This is a genomic window from Pseudomonas sp. EA_65y_Pfl2_P74 (assembly GCF_963970575.1).
In the GTDB taxonomy this organism is placed as follows: domain Bacteria; phylum Pseudomonadota; class Gammaproteobacteria; order Pseudomonadales; family Pseudomonadaceae; genus Aquipseudomonas; species Aquipseudomonas baetica_A.
The window spans coordinates 68067-84028 of the sequence record NZ_CAXAOQ010000034.1 but is presented as its reverse complement, the minus strand read 5'-3'; the positions used below and the strand labels follow the sequence as shown (position 1 = coordinate 84028).

Genomic DNA, 15962 nt, shown 5'->3' with positions numbered 1-15962 from the left:
GCCAGATGCATTCTTTATCGGCGCTTGGGTGAAAGGAGGAGGGTGAAATCTCCCACGGTCTGTACTGCGCTAACAGTCAGAATCGAGCCTTGTCCCTCCTCCTCCCTTCAAGTCCTACCATACAAGCAAGCCTGCTCCCACAGTTGTTTCAGGCCCCCTCGCGGCCTGCATTGCCGGCCTCAAAGCCTTGGGGCACACTGCCCGCCGTTCGCTTCCAACCCGAAAAAACACTCATGTGCGCCATTAAGTCGCCTGTGCTCTTCCGTTTGTCGGCCCATTGCCGGCATCAATGTTAAAAAAGTACAGGGAATGGGTCAGACAAAGTCAAGACAGAACGCAGCGCGAGGTTTACTGTATTCGCCCTGTGTCCAAAAACCGTGTCGACGCAGTTGGCCTGCGCCCAACCAAGGCGTGCTGGCCTGTTCAGTGTTCAAAAGGCCGTTCAAGTAAAAAGGAAAACCGCAGCGATGGCGTACTACCGCACTCCTCACGACGTTACCGCTCTGCCTGCCTGGCAAGCGTTGAAAGATCACCGCCAAGCCATGCAGGATTTCAGCATGCGCGAAGCCTTCAACGCCGATCCGCAGCGCTTCAATCAGTTCACCCTCAGCAGCTGCGGACTGTTTCTCGACTATTCAAAGAATTTGATCAACGCCCAGACCCGCGATCTGTTGGTGGGTCTGGCCAATGAAGTCGATCTGAAGGGCGCGATCAAAGCGCTGTTCGACGGCGAAATGGTCAACTCGTCCGAAGGCCGCCCGGCGCTGCACACAGCCCTGCGCCGCCCGGTGGGCGACAAGTTGTCGGTCAATGGCGTCAACGTGATGCCCGAAGTTCACAAGGTACTCAACCAGATCACCGATCTGGTCGGCCGCATCCACGACGGTCTGTGGCGCGGTTACACCGAGAAGCCGATCACCGACGTGGTGAACATCGGCATCGGCGGCTCGTTCCTCGGCCCCGAGCTGGTCTCCGAAGCCTTGCTGTCATACGCGCAGAAAGGCGTGCGTTGCCACTATCTGGCGAACATCGACGGCAGTGAGTTCCACGAACTGACGCAAAAGCTGCGCGCCGAAACCACGCTGTTCATCGTTTCGTCGAAATCGTTCAACACCCTCGAAACCCTCAAGAACGCTCAGGCTGCACGCGCCTGGTATCTGGCTCAGGGGGGTTCGGAAGCCGAGCTGTATCGTCACTTCATTGCCGTATCGAGCAACAATGCGGCAGCCGTGGCGTTCGGTATCCGTGAAGAAAACATCTTCCCGATGTGGGACTGGGTCGGCGGCCGTTACTCGCTGTGGTCGGCCATCGGTTTGCCGATCGCCCTGGCCATCGGCATGTCCAACTTCAAGGAGCTGCTGTCCGGGGCCTACACCATGGACCAGCACTTCCAGACCGCACCGTTCGAACAGAACATGCCGGTACTGCTGGCGTTGCTCGGCGTGTGGTACGGCAACTTCTGGGGCGCGCAAAGCCACGCGATCCTGCCGTACGATCACTACCTGCGTAACATCACCAAGCACTTGCAGCAGTTGGACATGGAATCCAACGGCAAGAGCGTTCGTCAGGACGGCACCCCGGTGTCGACTGACACGGGCCCGGTGATCTGGGGCGGCGTCGGCTGCAACGGTCAGCACGCTTACCACCAGTTGCTGCACCAAGGCACCCAACTGATCCCGGCCGATTTCATCGTGCCGATCGTCAGCTTCAACCCGGTCGCCGACCACCATCAGTGGCTGTACGCCAACTGCCTGTCGCAGAGTCAGGCGCTGATGCTCGGCAAAACCTTGCCGGAAGCCGAAGCTGAACTGCGCGACAAAGGCATGAGCGAGCAAGAGGTGCACAAACTCGCACCGCACAAGGTGATCCCGGGTAACCGTCCAAGCAACACGCTTGTGGTGGAACGCATCAGCCCTCGTCGCCTCGGCGCGCTGGTGGCGATGTATGAACACAAAGTGTTCGTGCAAAGCGTGGTCTGGGGCATCAACGCCTTCGACCAGTGGGGTGTGGAATTGGGCAAGGAGCTGGGCAAAGGCGTTTACAACCGTCTGGTCGGCAGCGATGAAACCACCGCTGACGATCCATCGACCCAAGGCCTGATCAACTACTTCCGCGGTCGTCACCGCGGTTGATTTGAACGCACCGCTGTAACCCTGTGGGAGGGAGCAAGCCCCCTCCCACAGTTGTTTCCGGTGCATTCAAAATCAGATTCCGAATCTGGCTTGAACCTGTTGACCGCTCGGCGCATCTTTATCCTTGTCGCACCACAAGAATAAGGAACCGTCATGTTCGATATCAGCACGTTCCCCAAAGCCGATGCCGTCCGCCGGGCTGCGCAGTTGAGTCAAGACGACTACCGACGCCTGTATCGCGAATCCATTGAACACCCCAGCGCCTTCTGGGCCGAACAGGCCACGCGGTTCCTCGACTGGAGCACGCCGTGGCAGACCGTTCAGCGTTATGACCTGAAAACAGGCGAAGCCTCCTGGTTTACCGGCGGCCAACTGAACGTCAGTTACAACTGCATCGACCGCCATCTCGAACAACGCGGCGATCAGACCGCCCTGCTCTGGGAAGGCGATGACCCCGCCGAATCAGTGCAAATCACCTACAAAAAGCTCCATCACCATGTCTGCCGACTGGCCAACGTGTTGAAAAGCCGTGGCGTCAAGAAAGGCGACCGCGTGTGCATTTACATGCCGATGATCCCCGAAGCCGCGTACGCCATGCTCGCCTGCGCGCGGATCGGCGCCATTCATTCGGTAGTGTTTGGCGGCTTCTCCCCGGACTCCCTGCGTGACCGCATCCTCGATGCTGATTGCCGCACGGTGATCACCGCCGATGAAGGCGTGCGCGGCGGTAAATTCGTGCCACTGAAAAACAACGTCGACAAAGCCCTGCAAAGTTGCCCCGACGTCAGCACCGTCCTCGTGGTCGAGCGCACTCAGGGCAAAGTCGATTGGGTCGAAGGCCGCGATCTCTGGTATCACCAGGCCGTGCGCGAGGTCAGCGACGATTGTCCGCCGCAGGCGATGGACGCCGAAGATCCGCTGTTCATCCTCTACACCTCCGGCAGCACCGGCAAACCCAAAGGCGTGCTGCACACCACTGGCGGCTACCTGCTGCAAGCGGCGATGACCTTCAAGTACGTGCTCGATTACCGCGACGGCGAAGTGTTCTGGTGCACCGCCGATGTCGGCTGGGTGACCGGTCACAGCTACATCGTCTACGGTCCGCTGGCCAATGGCGCGACGACGTTGATGTTCGAGGGCGTGCCGAGCTATCCGAACAGTTCGCGCTTCTGGCAGGTGATCGATAAGCACAAGGTCAACATCTTCTACACCGCCCCCACCGCCCTGCGTGCATTGATGCGCGAAGGTGCCGAGCCGTTGAAGGACACTTCTCGCCAGAGCCTCAGATTACTCGGCAGCGTCGGTGAGCCAATCAACCCGCAAGCGTGGGAATGGTATTTCAACGTGGTCGGCGAACAGCGCTGCCCCATCGTCGACACCTGGTGGCAGACCGAAACCGGCGGCATCATGCTCAGCCCGTTGGTCAGCGCACAACGGATCAAACCCGGCTGCGCCTCGCAACCCATGTTCGGCGTACAACCGGTGCTGCTTGATGAGCACGGCAAGGAAATCAAAGGCGCCGGCAGCGGCGTGCTTGCCATCAAATCGAGCTGGCCGGCGCAGATCCGCAGCGTCTACGGCGACCCGCAACGGATGGTCGACACTTATTTCAAACCCTACCCCGGCTACTACTTCACCGGCGACGGCGCCCGTCGCGACGAGGACGGCGATTACTGGATCACCGGGCGTATCGACGATGTGATCAACGTTTCCGGCCACCGCATCGGCACCGCCGAAGTGGAAAGTGCGCTGGTGTTGCACGACAGCATCGCCGAAGCCGCGGTGGTCGGTTATCCCCACGACGTCAAAGGTCAGGGCATCTACGCCTTCGTCACGCCCATTAACGGCACCGAGCCGACCGATGACCTGAAGAAAGAACTGCTGGCCCACGTCAGCAAGGAAATCGGCAGTTTCGCCAAACCGGACCTGATCCAGTGGGCGCCGGCCTTGCCGAAAACCCGCTCAGGCAAGATCATGCGGCGCATCCTGCGCAAGATCGCTTGCAACGAACTCGACAGCCTCGGTGACACCTCGACCCTGGCCGACCCGAGCGTGGTGCAAGGCCTGATCGACAAGCGCCTCAACCAGTAACATCCCGGGCGCGGTCACCCGAGCGCGCCCGCCCTTTATCAATGAGTGGTCATGGAATTCATCCGCCGCCGTATCGAAAACCAACTCATGAGCCTGACCGGTCTGTCTCTCGGTCAGCTCGATCTGGAAAACCCCAAGGGCGATCCCGGCCTGTTCGGTCCCGACTCAATCAGTTGGCAGGTGCACGGCGACTTCAGCAGCATGCTGATCGGCGGCATCAGCGCGTTGTTGCTGCAAGCACTGCATCCGCTGGCCCTGGCCGGGGTGTGGGATCACTCGAACTTTCGAGAAGACATGCTCGGGCGCTTGCGCCGCACCAGTCAATTCGTTTCCGGCACGACCTTCGGTTCGCGCCGGGACGCCGACTGGCTGATCGAGAAAGTGCGCACCATTCACCTGCAAGTGGTCGGCACCGCGCCCGATGGCCGGCCTTACGCGGCCAGCGATCCCGATCTGCTGACGTGGGTGCATGTGGCAGAAGTCAGCAACTTCCTTGCCGCGCATGTGCGTTACCGCAATCCGCAATTGTCGCTGGCGGATCAGGATCGTTATTACGCCGAAATCGCGGTGATTGCTGAGCGCCTTGGCGCCCGGGATGTGCCGAAATCGCGAGAAGCTGTGGCGCACTACCTGCAACGCATGCGCCCGCAGTTGTTGTGTGATGAACGCAGCCGTGAAGTCCTGCGCCTGCTGCTCGACGCGCCAGCGCCGAGCGCTCTGGCCCGCCCGTTTGGCGATCTGATGATGAAGGCCGGTATCGACCTGCTGCCGGACTGGGCCAGCGACATGCTCAATGTCCGGCAGAATCCGCTGCAACGGCAACTGATCCGCGCCAGCGTCAAGCGCAGCGCGCCGATGCTGCGCTGGGCGATGCGCAATGGTTCGGTGCAGCGGGCCAAACGACGGATGGGGCTCAGCTGACGCTCAGAGCGATAAGCTGCAAGCTCATAGCTCGTAGCTCGTAGCTCGTAGCTTCCCCCCCAGTAACTGCTAAACTCCCGCGCCCCAATTCCCTCCAGCAAGGCGCCCGCATGTCTTCCTTGAATCAGGCGCTGCGCGCCGCCCTCGATCAACGCCAGGACCTGCTCGCTGAGTTGCACAGCCAGGGCACCGATTGCTATCGGCTGTTCCACGGCAGCCAGGAAGGCGCCGGCGGCCTGACCATCGACCGCTACGGCCCGCAATTGCTGGTGCAAAGCTTCCACCAGACGCTGGAGCGTGACGATCTGCTGCAACTGCACGCCATGGTCAATCAAACCCTGGGCCTTGAGACGCTGCTGGTCTACAACGACCGCTCCCGTGGCAACTCGCGTATCGACCGCCAAGACCCTGTCTACCGCGCTGACGACGCCGCGCTGATCGATCTGGTCGGTCATGAATGGGGCCTGAACTATCGCGTCCGCGGACGTCACGCCGGGCAGGATCCGCTGCTGTTCCTCGACCTGCGCAACACCCGTGGCTGGGTCAAGGATCACGCCAAAGGCAAATCCGTCCTCAACCTGTTTGCCTACACCTGTGGCGTTGGCCTCAGTGCCGCTGCCGGTGGCGCGAGTGAGGTGTGCAATCTGGACTTCGCCGAAGGCAATCTGGCGGTCGGTCGCGAAAACGGCCTGCTCAACCCGACATTGCCGACGATGCAATTCATCCAGTCCGATTACTTCCCGGCGATCCGTCAACTCGCCGGCCTGCCGATCAGTCAGCGCCGAGGGCAGAAACTGCCCAGCTATCAGCGCCTCGAACAGCGCCAATACGATCTGGTGCTGCTCGATCCACCGGCCTGGGCCAAGAGCGCGTTCGGCACCGTCGACCTGCTGCGCGACTACCAAAGCCTGCTCAAACCGGCCCTGCTGACCACCGCCGACAACGGCGTGCTGATCTGCTGCAACAACCTGGCAAAAGTCAGCATGGACGACTGGCGCGAACAGGTTTTGCGCTGCGCCGAAAAGGCCGGGCGCCCGGTGCGTGAATGGAGCGCAATGACCCCGGGCCGGGACTTTCCGTCGCAGGATCAACAGCCGCCATTGAAAACGCTGATCCTGCAATTCTGAGCCTCACTCACAACTTTCAGACACTTGCTGCAAGGCGTGAGCACTTCGGAACCAGAATCGCGTGCCATACTCCAAGGCACTCCGATTCAGACAGATGAAGCCGCACATGCACAAAGGATTGATTCGCGCGATTGGCGCCTTGTTGACCGCCCTGGCCCTCTACAGCCTGCTGGGGTTTCTGATTTTGCCGGGCATCGCCCTGCGCGTGGCCAATCAGCAACTGGCCAACTACGCGACGGTGCCTGCGCATATTCAGCGCATCGAACTCAATCCGTTCAGCCTTGAGGTCACCCTGTGGGGGTTGGGCATCGGCGAACCGGGCAAGGAACAGGTCGGCTTCGAGCGCCTGTATGCCAACCTGCAACTCGACAGCCTGTGGACAAAAGCGCTGCACCTGTCCGACATCGAACTCGACAAGCCCAAGACCGAAATCCTCTTCGCCAAGGACGGCAAGCTTAATCTGCTTGGGTTATTCAACATTCCCGCCAGCGAACCGACCCCGGCAGATCCAGATGCCAAGCCGTTTCCACTGCGCATAGAACGAATCAAGCTGGCCGACGGCTATGTCCACTTTGAAGACGCGCGGCCCAGCGAGCCCATCGAATTTCTCTACGACAAACTCGACTTCGAACTGAAAAACCTCAGCACCCTGCCCGAAGACAACGCCGACATGACACTGGTGGCCGCCGGCCCGGCCGGTGGGCAAATCGACTGGAAAGGCAACCTCAGCCTGATTCCATTCACCTCCCAAGGCACATTGAAAGTCACCGATGGCCAGATGAAATCCTTCTGGCCCTATGTGCGGGACGCGGTGCCGTTGGTATTGGAAAACGGCGTGGTCAGCCTCAGTACCGACTACAAACTCAATCTGTCGAAAGAAACCGAATTGCTGCTCAACAATGTCGCGGTGAGCATTGCGCCATTCGCGATCAAAGCGCCGGACGGACGCCCGCTGGCGAAACTCGAACGCCTCGATGTCAGCGAAACCACGGTCGATCTGGCCAAACAGCAGGTGGTGGTCGGCAAGATCCGCAGCCAGAAACTCGAAACCTGGGCCGCCCTTGAAGCCGACGGCCAACTGGACTGGCAGAAACTGTTCGCCAGCCAACCCTCGAAACCCGCCGCCCAAGCCGCCGCCGAACCCAAGGCTACCCCGGCCGCCGCCGACTCGCCGAAACCCGAGCCCAGCGCACCGAGCAAGCCGTGGCAAGTGCTGCTCAAAGACGTGCAATTGCGCAACTACCAAGTGCATCTGGCCGACCGCTCGGCCAATCCACCGGTGGCGCTGGACGTCGGCCCGCTGAACGCGGACCTGCAGGATTTCGACAGCCTCAACGGCTCGCCTTTCAAGGTCAAACTCGACACCGGACTGGGCAAGCAAGGCAAGATCATGGCCGACGGCGTGGTCAACCTCGCCCCGGTCACTGCCCAGCTCAACGTGAAAACCCGGGACATCGACCTGCGTGTCGCGCAGTCCTACATCAACCCGTTCATTCGCCTGGAACTGCGTAGCGGCATGCTCGGCAGTGACTTGAAGGTCAACCTCAAGAGCACCGAGCCTTTGGCACTCAGCGTCACGGGGCGCGCCCAGATCGATCAACTGCACACCCTGGACACCCTGAAAACCCGCGATTTCCTCAAGTGGCAGCAAGTGGTCGTCGAGGGCCTGAACTATCAGCACGGCGACAGCCTGTCGATCGACAAGGTCAATCTGTTCCAACCGTATGTGCGGTTCATGATCAACGATGACCGCACCACCAACATCGATGACTTGCTGATCCCGCAGCCTGCCGACAGTGGCGCCAAAACCGCAGCAGCCAAACCGGCCAGCAAAGACAAACCGCTGGGCATTCACATCGGCGCCATCGCCATCAATGACGGCTCGGCCAACTTCGCCGACTTCAGCCTGACCCCGAACTTCGCCACCGCCGTCCAGCAACTCAACGGCCAGATCGGCACCATCGACAGTCGCGAGGCGAAACCAGCCAGCGTCGACATCAAGGGCAAGGTCGACCGCTATGCGCCAGTGACCATCAAGGGCGCGGTCAACCCATTCGACCCGATGGCCAGCCTCGACATCGCCACCCGTTTCCAACGGGTTGAACTGACCACGCTGACGCCCTACTCCGGCAAGTTCGCCGGTTACCGCATCCGCAAGGGCCGCCTCAATCTCGACCTGCATTACCTGATCACCAAAGGCCAGTTGAAAGCCGAGAACAAAGTGGTGGTCGAACAGTTGCAGCTAGGCGAGAAAGTCGACAGTCCCGACGCCGTGAGCCTGCCGCTGAAACTGGCGATTGCCTTGCTCAAGGACGTCGACGGCAAGATCTCCATCGAATTGCCGGTAACGGGCGACTTGAACAACCCGCAGTTCAGCGTGATGCCAATTGTCTGGCAGACCCTGCGCAACCTGATCGTCAAAGCCGCCGCTGCGCCGTTCAAACTGATTGGCGGGCTGGTCAGCGGCGGTGGTTCGCAAGACCTCGGCACCGTGTCCTTTGCCCCCGGCTCCAGCGAACTGAACAAGGACGCTGAAGCGGCGCTGATCAAGCTGTCACAAGCGCTGAAGGAGCGTCCGGCCCTGCGCCTGGAAATCGAAGGCACCGCCGCGAAAAGCAGCGACGGCCCATTGCTTGCCGAACAGCGTCTGGAGCGTGAATACCAGTACAACTACTACAAGATGCTCCAGCGTCGTGGCGACAAAGTCCCGGCCCAAGCGTCCTTGATCAACGTCCCCGATGGCGAGAAAGGCCCGCTGCTTGAAGGCATCTACCGCACCCGTCTGAAAACCCAGCCACCGGCTCAATGGAAGGATCTGGGCAAGGAAGAGCGCACCGCGAAAATGCGCGAAGGCGTGATCAAGTTCTGGAGCGGCAGCGATGTGTTGCTGCGCCAGTTGGGCCAGGATCGCGCCAGCAGCATCAAGGATTATCTGGTGGACAAGGGCCAGTTGGCGGACGACCGCGTGTACTTCATCGACGCCAACCTTGGCGAGGCACAAAGCGACGGTCGAGTGGTCACGCAAATGCACCTGGATGCCGAATGATGAAGCGACAATGGCTGGCCGCGATGGCCCTGACACTCATTGCCGGAAACACTTGGGCGTCCGATACGCTGCGCTGCGGCAGCCAACTGGTCAGCATCGGTGACCGCGCAAGCGAAGTACTTCACAAGTGCGGTGAGCCGGTCAATCGTGACCTGTTGGGCTACAAGCGCAGCGCCAATCGCCGCGAAGAGTTTCAGGTCGAGGAATGGACTTACGGCCCGAACAACGGCATGTACCAATACCTGCACTTTGAGGGCAACCGCCTGCGCCAGATCAACAGCGAACGCGGGCATTAACCCCAGCCCCCCGCAGTTGTTTTTTGTGGCACCGCGAAATAGAACAGGCCCCGACACAAGTGTCGGGGCCTGTAATGGTCACATCCATGTGACCAGTCGCATGAACTCTAAAGTGGCGACAGACGTATGGCTCGGCCCGTCTGTCGCGCCTTCTCCCGGTCCAGGCGAGAAGCCTTTGCCTTACTCGGCTTTCAGGCCAGCAGCGGACACCGCTTTGACGCCTTCGATTTTCTCGGTGATGCTCACAGCCATTTCTTTTTGAGCATCGGTCACTGCAACAGTGGAGGACAGGGAAACGACGCCTTTGTTGGTTTCAACTTTGATGTCGGTGCCTGGGATGCCTTTTTCGGTCACCAGATCGCTTTTCACTTTGGTAGTGATCCAGGTATCGGAAGTAACTTCTTTAGCCTTGGTCATTTCACCGGCAGCCAGCGTCATGGGTGCCTGAGTAGCCTGGGTGGATTGTGCGAATGCACCGCAGGACATGGTCAGGGTCAGCGCGGTAGCAGCAGCGGCAGTGATAGCGAACTTCTTCATACGAGTAACTCCTGTTTTTCTGGAAAGTCTGCTGGATGTCTTGTCAGCAGGGTTACTGGAGATATTGCGAACGCTGTGCCAACTTTCATGAAGCAATAAAAACGATATGAATCAATAACTTACAATTAAGGCAAATTTTCGGATTCATGCAAATTGCATGACTTGCGCAATATGCACATGCAAGTTGCGGCTTTTGGAAAAGTTCCTAAGATGCTGAAATTATTGAGGCTTTTATAAAGCGCCGCGCCATGAAAAATGCCCCGCTGTGCGGGGCATTCCGTGACGCCGTTGAACGCCTCAGGCACCGCTGCCCGGGCAACCTTTAGGCGCGTAGTCGGGATTGACCGTGGACGCACAACTCCAAGTGCCAGAGGTACTGCCCGTTGCAGCGCCAGTGCGGGTCAATGTGATGGTTTTACCCAACACGGGCCCTGGCGCGTTCACCAAAGTACAGGTGATGGTGCCAGCGCCTGTGGACGCTGTACCCGAAGCGGCCAGCGTGCAGTTGGAGGTGGTGGCCGTGGCACTGCCGGCGACGTTCGTCAGTGACGGATCAGTACCTTGATTGATGGTGTCTTCGAAAGGGACTTTCAGAGCACTGATTTCCGCCAACCCCGCCGTCACTTTCGACCGTGCCTGATATTTCGAATACTGCGGCAACGCGATGGTCGCCAGAATCCCGATGATCGCCACCACGATCAGCAGTTCGATCAGCGTAAAACCTTGTTGTTTTTTCATAGACACGCTCCATGCATGAGTCGAAATCTCATGATCTGAGAAGGACCGAGCATAGCTCATGCCAATCGCCATAAAGCCCTGCTGACTGGGCGCGAGCAGCGGGCGGCGCGGTTTCCTACAACCTGTAACCGCACTATCTGACACTTTTTGTCACCTGCATGGGCCGTGTTTGGCGCTGTCACTTGACTAGGCTATAAGTCATGAACGGCAAGTGCGCGGAATCCCCATGAATGACATCGCTCTGAGCGGTCTGGCCAAGCAATTGGTGCAGGCCGAACTGCTGACGGAAAAAAGCGCCCAGCAAGCCTGGCAACAGGCCCAGCGCGACAGGCTGTCGCTGGTCACTTATCTGGTACAGAACAAACTGCTGAAAAGCGCTCAGGTGGCCGAGATCGCCTCGGAGCACTTCGGCATGGCGTTCCTTGATCTCAATTGCCTGGACTTGGAAACCCAGCCCAAAGATCTGGTCAGTGAAAAACTGGTGCGCCAGCACCACGCCCTGCCCTTGTGGCGTCGCGGCAACAAACTGTTCGTGGGCATTTGCGACCCGAGCAATCATCAAGCGATCAATGACATCCAGTTCAGCACCGGCCTGAGCACCGAAGCCATTCTGGTGGAGGACGACAAGCTCACCGACGCCATCGAAAAATTCTTCGACACCCACACCTCAGGCCTTGAAGACATGGCCGATGTCGATCTCGACGGTCTCGATGTCGAAGCCATCGACGACAGCAATCAGGACGCCATCGGCGGACTCGATGTCGACGATGCGCCAGTGGTGCGTTTCGTCCACAAGATGCTGCTCGATGCGATCAAGAGCGGCTCTTCCGACTTGCACTTCGAGCCCTACGAGAAAACCTATCGGGTACGGGTACGCACCGACGGCATTCTGCGCGAAGTGGCCAAACCACCCATTCAACTGGCCGGGCGCATCGCCGCACGCCTGAAAGTCATGGCCAGCCTCGATATCTCGGAGCGCCGTAAACCCCAGGACGGGCGAATCAAAATGCGCCTGTCGAAGAGCAAGTCGATCGATTTCCGGGTCAACACCCTGCCCACTCTGTGGGGCGAAAAAGTGGTGATCCGGATTCTCGACCCGTCCAGCGCGCAGATCGGGATCGATGCCCTGGGCTATGAGCCAGCGCAAAAAGACCTGTACATGGCCGCGCTCAAACAGCCGCAAGGGATGATTCTGGTCACCGGCCCTACCGGCTCGGGTAAAACCGTATCGCTGTATACCGGCCTGAACATCCTCAACACCGTCGACATCAATATTTCCACCGCCGAAGACCCGGTGGAGATCAACATGGAAGGCATCAATCAGGTCAACGTCAACCCCAAACAAGGGCTCGACTTTGCTCAGGCATTGCGTTCGTTTCTGCGCCAGGACCCGGACGTGATCATGGTCGGCGAGATCCGCGATCTGGAAACCGCCGAAATCGCGATCAAGGCAGCGCAAACCGGCCACCTCGTGTTGTCCACGCTGCACACCAACAGCGCAGCCGAAACCCTGACCCGCCTGCACAACATGGGCATCCCCGGTTTCAACATCGCCACCTCGGTCAGCCTGATCATCGCGCAACGGCTGGCGCGCAAGTTGTGCAGCCACTGCAAGAAACCCATCGAGATCCCGCGCGAAACGCTGATCAAGGAAGGCTTCCCCGAGGAACGCATTGGCAGTTTCACGATCTACGAGCCGGTCGGTTGCGATCATTGCAACGGCGGTTACAAGGGGCGTGTGGGGATTTATGAAGTGGTGAAAAACACACCGGAACTGCAACGGCTGATCATGGCCGAAGGCAACTCGCTGGAAATCGACAGCCAGATGCGCCGTGACGGCTTCGACGACCTGCGCACCTCAGGCTTGCACAAGGCCATGCAAGGCATCACCAGCCTTGAAGAAATCAACCGGGTCACCAAGGACTGAACATGGCGGGCAAGGCAGCGAAAATCAGCGTCTACGCCTGGGAAGGCACGGACAGGAAAGGCAGCAAGATCACTGGCGAATTGAGTGGACAGAATCCCGCGCTGATCAAGGCGCAATTGCGCAAGCAAGGTATCAACCCCGGTAAGGTGCGCAAGAAATCAGCTGTCCTGCTGAGTTTCGGCAACCGCATCAAGGCCCGGGACATCGCCCTGTTCACCCGGCAAATGGCAACCATGATGAAGGCCGGCGTCCCTCTGCTGCAGTCGTTCGACATCATCGGCGAGGGCTTTGAAAACCCGGCCATGCGCAAACTGGTCGACGACGTGAAACAGGAAGTCGCTGCGGGCAACAGTTTCGCCAACGCCCTGCGCAAAAAGCCGCAATATTTTGACGAGTTGTATTGCAACCTGGTGGACGCCGGCGAGCAGTCCGGCGCCCTCGACACCTTGCTCGAACGCGTCGCGACCTATAAAGAAAAAAGCGAAAGCCTGAAAGCCAAGATCAAGAAGGCCATGACCTATCCGACCGCCGTGGTGTTGGTGGCTGGGGTCGTGACCGGGATTCTGCTGGTGAAGGTGGTGCCGCAATTTCAGTCGGTGTTCGCAGGCTTCGGCGCCGAACTGCCGGCCTTCACCCTGATGGTGATCAGCCTCTCGGAATTCATGCAGCAATGGTGGTGGGCGGTACTCGGCGCACTGGTGGCGGCGGTGTTCGGCACCCGCCATGCGCTGAAAAAATCCCAGGGTTTGCGTGACCGTCGAGACACCTGGCTGCTGAAGCTGCCCTTGGTCGGCACGATGATGTACAAATCCGCCGTTGCGCGTTTCGCCCGAACCCTGTCAACCACATTCGCTGCCGGTGTACCGCTGGTGGAAGCCCTCGAATCGGTGGCAGGTGCCACCGGCAACGTGGTGTTCAAGCGTGCGGTGCTGCGGATTCGCCAGGACGTTTCTACCGGCATGCAGCTGAATTTTTCGATGCGCGCCACGGGCGTCTTTCCAAGCATGGCGGTGCAGATGACGGCGATCGGCGAAGAGTCCGGCGCACTGGACGACATGCTCGCCAAGGTCGCGGGGTTTTACGAGGACGAAGTGGACAACATGGTCGACAACCTCACCAGCCTCATGGAGCCGTTCATCATGGTGGTGCTCGGGGTAATCGTCGGCGGTCTGGTGGTGGCCATGTACTTGCCAATTTTCCAACTCGGCTCAGCGATCTGACATGCCTATCGACGAACTGTTTGCCCTGTATCCGCCGGCCTTTGTTTTCACTGCGCTGCTGCTCGGGCTGGTGGTCGGCAGCTTCCTCAATGTGCTGATCTGGCGCCTGCCGAAAATGCTCGAGCGTGATTGGCGCCAGCAGGCTCAGGATGTACTTGGCCTGCCCGGCGAAACGTCACGGCCGGCCTACAACCTCATGCTGCCTCACTCCGAGTGCCCGCATTGCGCTCATCGAATTCGCCCGTGGGAGAACATTCCGCTGCTCAGCTATCTGTGGCTGCGCGGACGCTGTTCTGCGTGCGCCGCGCCGATCAGCAAACGCTATCCGCTGACCGAACTGGCCTGCGGCCTGCTCTCGGCGTTCATCGCCTGGCATCTGGGTTTTGGCTGGCCGGCGTGCCTGTTGATCTTTCTGACCTGGGGCTTGCTGGCGATGAGTCTGATCGACACCGAGCACCAATTGCTGCCCGATGTGCTGGTACTTCCGCTGCTGTGGCTTGGGTTGATCGTCAACAGCTTCGGGCTGTTCGTGCCGTTGCACGACGCACTGTGGGGCGCGGTGGCCGGGTATATGGCGCTGTGGTCGGTGTTCTGGCTGTTCAAGCTGATCACCGGCAAGGACGGTATCGGTCACGGTGATTTCAAGCTGTTGGCGTTGCTCGGAGCGTGGGGGGGCTGGCAGATTCTGCCGCTGACAATTCTGCTGTCATCGCTGGTGGGCGCAATCATCGGCGTGATTTTGCTGCGTCTGCGTCAGCAGAAAACCTCGACGCCGATCCCCTTCGGCCCCTATCTGGCAATTGCCGGCTGGATTGCCTTGCTCTGGGGTGGTCAAATAACCGACTTCTATTGGCAGTTTGTCGGTTTGAAATGAATACCCCTGTGGAAAAACCCTGGATTCTCGGCCTGACCGGTGGCATCGGCAGCGGTAAAAGCGCCGCGGCGCAGCACTTCATCGACCTCGGCATCCATGTGGTCGACGCCGATCACGCGGCGCGCTGGGTGGTTGAACCGGGGCGCCCGGCGCTGGCCAAGATCGCCGAGCACTTCGGGGCAGGCGTGCTGCAGGCTGACGGAACGCTGGACCGCGCCGCCCTGCGCAAGCTGATCTTCGAAGTCCCCGAAGAACGCCGCTGGCTCGAATCCCTGCTCCATCCGTTGATCGCCGAGGAAATCGCCCATCATCTAGCGCTGGCAAAATCGCCCTACGCGATTCTGGTTTCGCCGTTGTTGATCGAATCCGGGCAATACGCGATGACTCAGCGCATTCTGGTGATCGACGCCCCGCAACAACTGCAAATCGAACGCACCTTGCAGCGTGACCAGACCAGCGAACAGCAGGTCCAGGCGATCCTCAAGGCCCAGTCGAGCCGCGAAGACCGCGTGAGCCGTGCCGACGACGTGGTGGTCAACGACCGCGACCTCGCCTGGCTGCACAGCGAGGTCGAGCGTCTGCATGACTTTTACCTGACTTTAAGTGGAGGCCAATCATGAGCCAGATCCCAACCGTAGAATGCCCAACTTGCGGCGCGCCCGTTGAATTCACGCCTGAGAACACCTTTCGGCCGTTCTGTTCCGATCGCTGCAAACTGATCGACCTCGGCGCCTGGGCATCCGAAGAACACAAGATTCCGGTCGCCCCGGATGCCGAAGATGAACTGTTTTCCGGCGACTTCGACCCGCGTCACTGATCCCGCTCAGGGCCGCATGAAACCGTAGTCCTGATCGTCGTCGAGGTTCTGCGCCAAAAAGCGCAACTCGTCGGCCAGGTCTTCGGCGTTGCGCACGGTCTTGCTCTGTTGCACCACTGCGCTGAGCAAGGCGCGCAGGCTCAAACCCGGATCGAACCCCACCTCCTGCGCCATCTCCAGACTCTGCCGGGTCTCCTGTCTTGCCCACTCGTAAACACTCATGCTGCTGCTCCTGA

At 59.7% G+C, this 15962-nt stretch carries 14 protein-coding genes; 11 read left to right on the top strand and 3 right to left on the bottom strand.

Annotation, left to right across the window (positions count from 1 at the left end; genetic code table 11):
- Positions 1-467 precede the first annotated feature (467 nt).
- From pgi to AACY18_RS23860, 6 genes are all read left to right on the top strand, one after another.
- Positions 468-2132, top strand: coding sequence for a glucose-6-phosphate isomerase (gene pgi / locus AACY18_RS23885; RefSeq protein ID WP_339432794.1), 1665 nt, complete (start codon positions 468-470; stop codon positions 2130-2132).
- Positions 2133-2285: 153 nt separating this feature from the next.
- A complete protein-coding gene (gene acs / locus AACY18_RS23880; RefSeq protein ID WP_339466288.1) occupies positions 2286-4223 on the top strand; it encodes an acetate--CoA ligase in 1938 nt (645 codons plus the stop codon).
- Between the two features lie 51 nt (positions 4224-4274).
- Positions 4275-5144: an oxygenase MpaB family protein gene (locus tag AACY18_RS23875; protein ID WP_339432792.1), complete on the top strand. Its 870-nt coding sequence runs from the start codon at positions 4275-4277 to the stop codon at positions 5142-5144.
- A 110-nt stretch (positions 5145-5254) separates the two neighbouring features.
- The gene (locus AACY18_RS23870; RefSeq protein ID WP_339466287.1) at positions 5255-6271 is read left to right on the top strand and encodes a class I SAM-dependent rRNA methyltransferase; all 1017 of its coding nucleotides are present in this window, start codon (positions 5255-5257) and stop codon (positions 6269-6271) included.
- Positions 6272-6365: 94 nt separating this feature from the next.
- On the top strand, positions 6366-9317 hold the full coding sequence (locus tag AACY18_RS23865; protein ID WP_339432790.1) for a DUF748 domain-containing protein: 2952 nt from the start codon (positions 6366-6368) through the stop codon (positions 9315-9317).
- Positions 9317-9613 carry a DUF2845 domain-containing protein gene (locus AACY18_RS23860; RefSeq protein WP_339466290.1) on the top strand — a complete coding sequence of 99 codons (297 nt, stop codon included), beginning with the start codon at positions 9317-9319 and terminating at the stop codon, positions 9611-9613. Before AACY18_RS23865 ends, AACY18_RS23860 begins: the two co-directional genes overlap by 1 nt.
- Positions 9614-9793: 180 nt before the next feature.
- Here AACY18_RS23860 and AACY18_RS23855 read toward each other — a convergent pair whose 3' ends face one another.
- Complete coding sequence (locus AACY18_RS23855) at positions 9794-10150, bottom strand: BON domain-containing protein (protein WP_339466285.1); 357 nt, start codon at positions 10148-10150, stop codon at positions 9794-9796.
- A 297-nt stretch (positions 10151-10447) separates the two neighbouring features.
- Positions 10448-10888 carry a pilin gene (locus tag AACY18_RS23850; protein ID WP_339432788.1) on the bottom strand — a complete coding sequence of 147 codons (441 nt, stop codon included), beginning with the start codon at positions 10886-10888 and terminating at the stop codon, positions 10448-10450.
- A 226-nt stretch (positions 10889-11114) separates the two neighbouring features.
- Here AACY18_RS23850 and pilB point away from each other — a divergent pair, with 226 nt between their 5' ends.
- The 5 genes from pilB to yacG are packed head-to-tail and all read left to right on the top strand — an operon-like array spanning position 11115 to position 15726.
- On the top strand, positions 11115-12815 hold the full coding sequence (gene pilB / locus AACY18_RS23845) for a type IV-A pilus assembly ATPase PilB (protein WP_339432787.1): 1701 nt from the start codon (positions 11115-11117) through the stop codon (positions 12813-12815).
- Between the two features lie 2 nt (positions 12816-12817).
- A complete protein-coding gene (locus AACY18_RS23840; RefSeq protein ID WP_339432786.1) occupies positions 12818-14035 on the top strand; it encodes a type II secretion system F family protein in 1218 nt (405 codons plus the stop codon).
- A gap of 1 nt (position 14036) precedes the next feature.
- The gene (locus tag AACY18_RS23835) at positions 14037-14909 is read left to right on the top strand and encodes a prepilin peptidase (RefSeq protein ID WP_339466283.1); all 873 of its coding nucleotides are present in this window, start codon (positions 14037-14039) and stop codon (positions 14907-14909) included.
- Positions 14906-15529, top strand: coding sequence for a dephospho-CoA kinase (coaE, locus tag AACY18_RS23830; protein WP_339432784.1), 624 nt, complete (start codon positions 14906-14908; stop codon positions 15527-15529). Before AACY18_RS23835 ends, coaE begins: the two co-directional genes overlap by 4 nt.
- Positions 15526-15726 carry a DNA gyrase inhibitor YacG gene (gene yacG / locus AACY18_RS23825; protein WP_221733559.1) on the top strand — a complete coding sequence of 67 codons (201 nt, stop codon included), beginning with the start codon at positions 15526-15528 and terminating at the stop codon, positions 15724-15726. Before coaE ends, yacG begins: the two co-directional genes overlap by 4 nt.
- Positions 15727-15732: 6 nt before the next feature.
- Here the strand turns inward: yacG and AACY18_RS23820 are convergent, their stop codons facing one another.
- A complete protein-coding gene (locus AACY18_RS23820) occupies positions 15733-15948 on the bottom strand; it encodes a hypothetical protein (RefSeq protein ID WP_339432783.1) in 216 nt (71 codons plus the stop codon).
- Between the last annotated feature and the right edge of the window lie 14 nt (positions 15949-15962).

Coding starts and splice junctions, on each gene's coding strand:
- pgi (WP_339432794.1), top strand. CDS start 468: ATGGCGTACTACCGCACTCCTCACGACGTTACCGCTCTGCCTGCCTGG.
- acs (WP_339466288.1), top strand. CDS start 2,286: ATGTTCGATATCAGCACGTTCCCCAAAGCCGATGCCGTCCGCCGGGCT.
- AACY18_RS23875 (WP_339432792.1), top strand. CDS start 4,275: ATGGAATTCATCCGCCGCCGTATCGAAAACCAACTCATGAGCCTGACC.
- AACY18_RS23870 (WP_339466287.1), top strand. CDS start 5,255: ATGTCTTCCTTGAATCAGGCGCTGCGCGCCGCCCTCGATCAACGCCAG.
- AACY18_RS23865 (WP_339432790.1), top strand. CDS start 6,366: ATGAAGCCGCACATGCACAAAGGATTGATTCGCGCGATTGGCGCCTTG.
- AACY18_RS23860 (WP_339466290.1), top strand. CDS start 9,317: ATGAAGCGACAATGGCTGGCCGCGATGGCCCTGACACTCATTGCCGGA.
- AACY18_RS23855 (WP_339466285.1), bottom strand. CDS start 10,150: ATGAAGAAGTTCGCTATCACTGCCGCTGCTGCTACCGCGCTGACCCTG.
- AACY18_RS23850 (WP_339432788.1), bottom strand. CDS start 10,888: ATGAAAAAACAACAAGGTTTTACGCTGATCGAACTGCTGATCGTGGTG.
- pilB (WP_339432787.1), top strand. CDS start 11,115: ATGAATGACATCGCTCTGAGCGGTCTGGCCAAGCAATTGGTGCAGGCC.
- AACY18_RS23840 (WP_339432786.1), top strand. CDS start 12,818: ATGGCGGGCAAGGCAGCGAAAATCAGCGTCTACGCCTGGGAAGGCACG.
- AACY18_RS23835 (WP_339466283.1), top strand. CDS start 14,037: ATGCCTATCGACGAACTGTTTGCCCTGTATCCGCCGGCCTTTGTTTTC.
- coaE (WP_339432784.1), top strand. CDS start 14,906: ATGAATACCCCTGTGGAAAAACCCTGGATTCTCGGCCTGACCGGTGGC.
- yacG (WP_221733559.1), top strand. CDS start 15,526: ATGAGCCAGATCCCAACCGTAGAATGCCCAACTTGCGGCGCGCCCGTT.
- AACY18_RS23820 (WP_339432783.1), bottom strand. CDS start 15,948: ATGAGTGTTTACGAGTGGGCAAGACAGGAGACCCGGCAGAGTCTGGAG.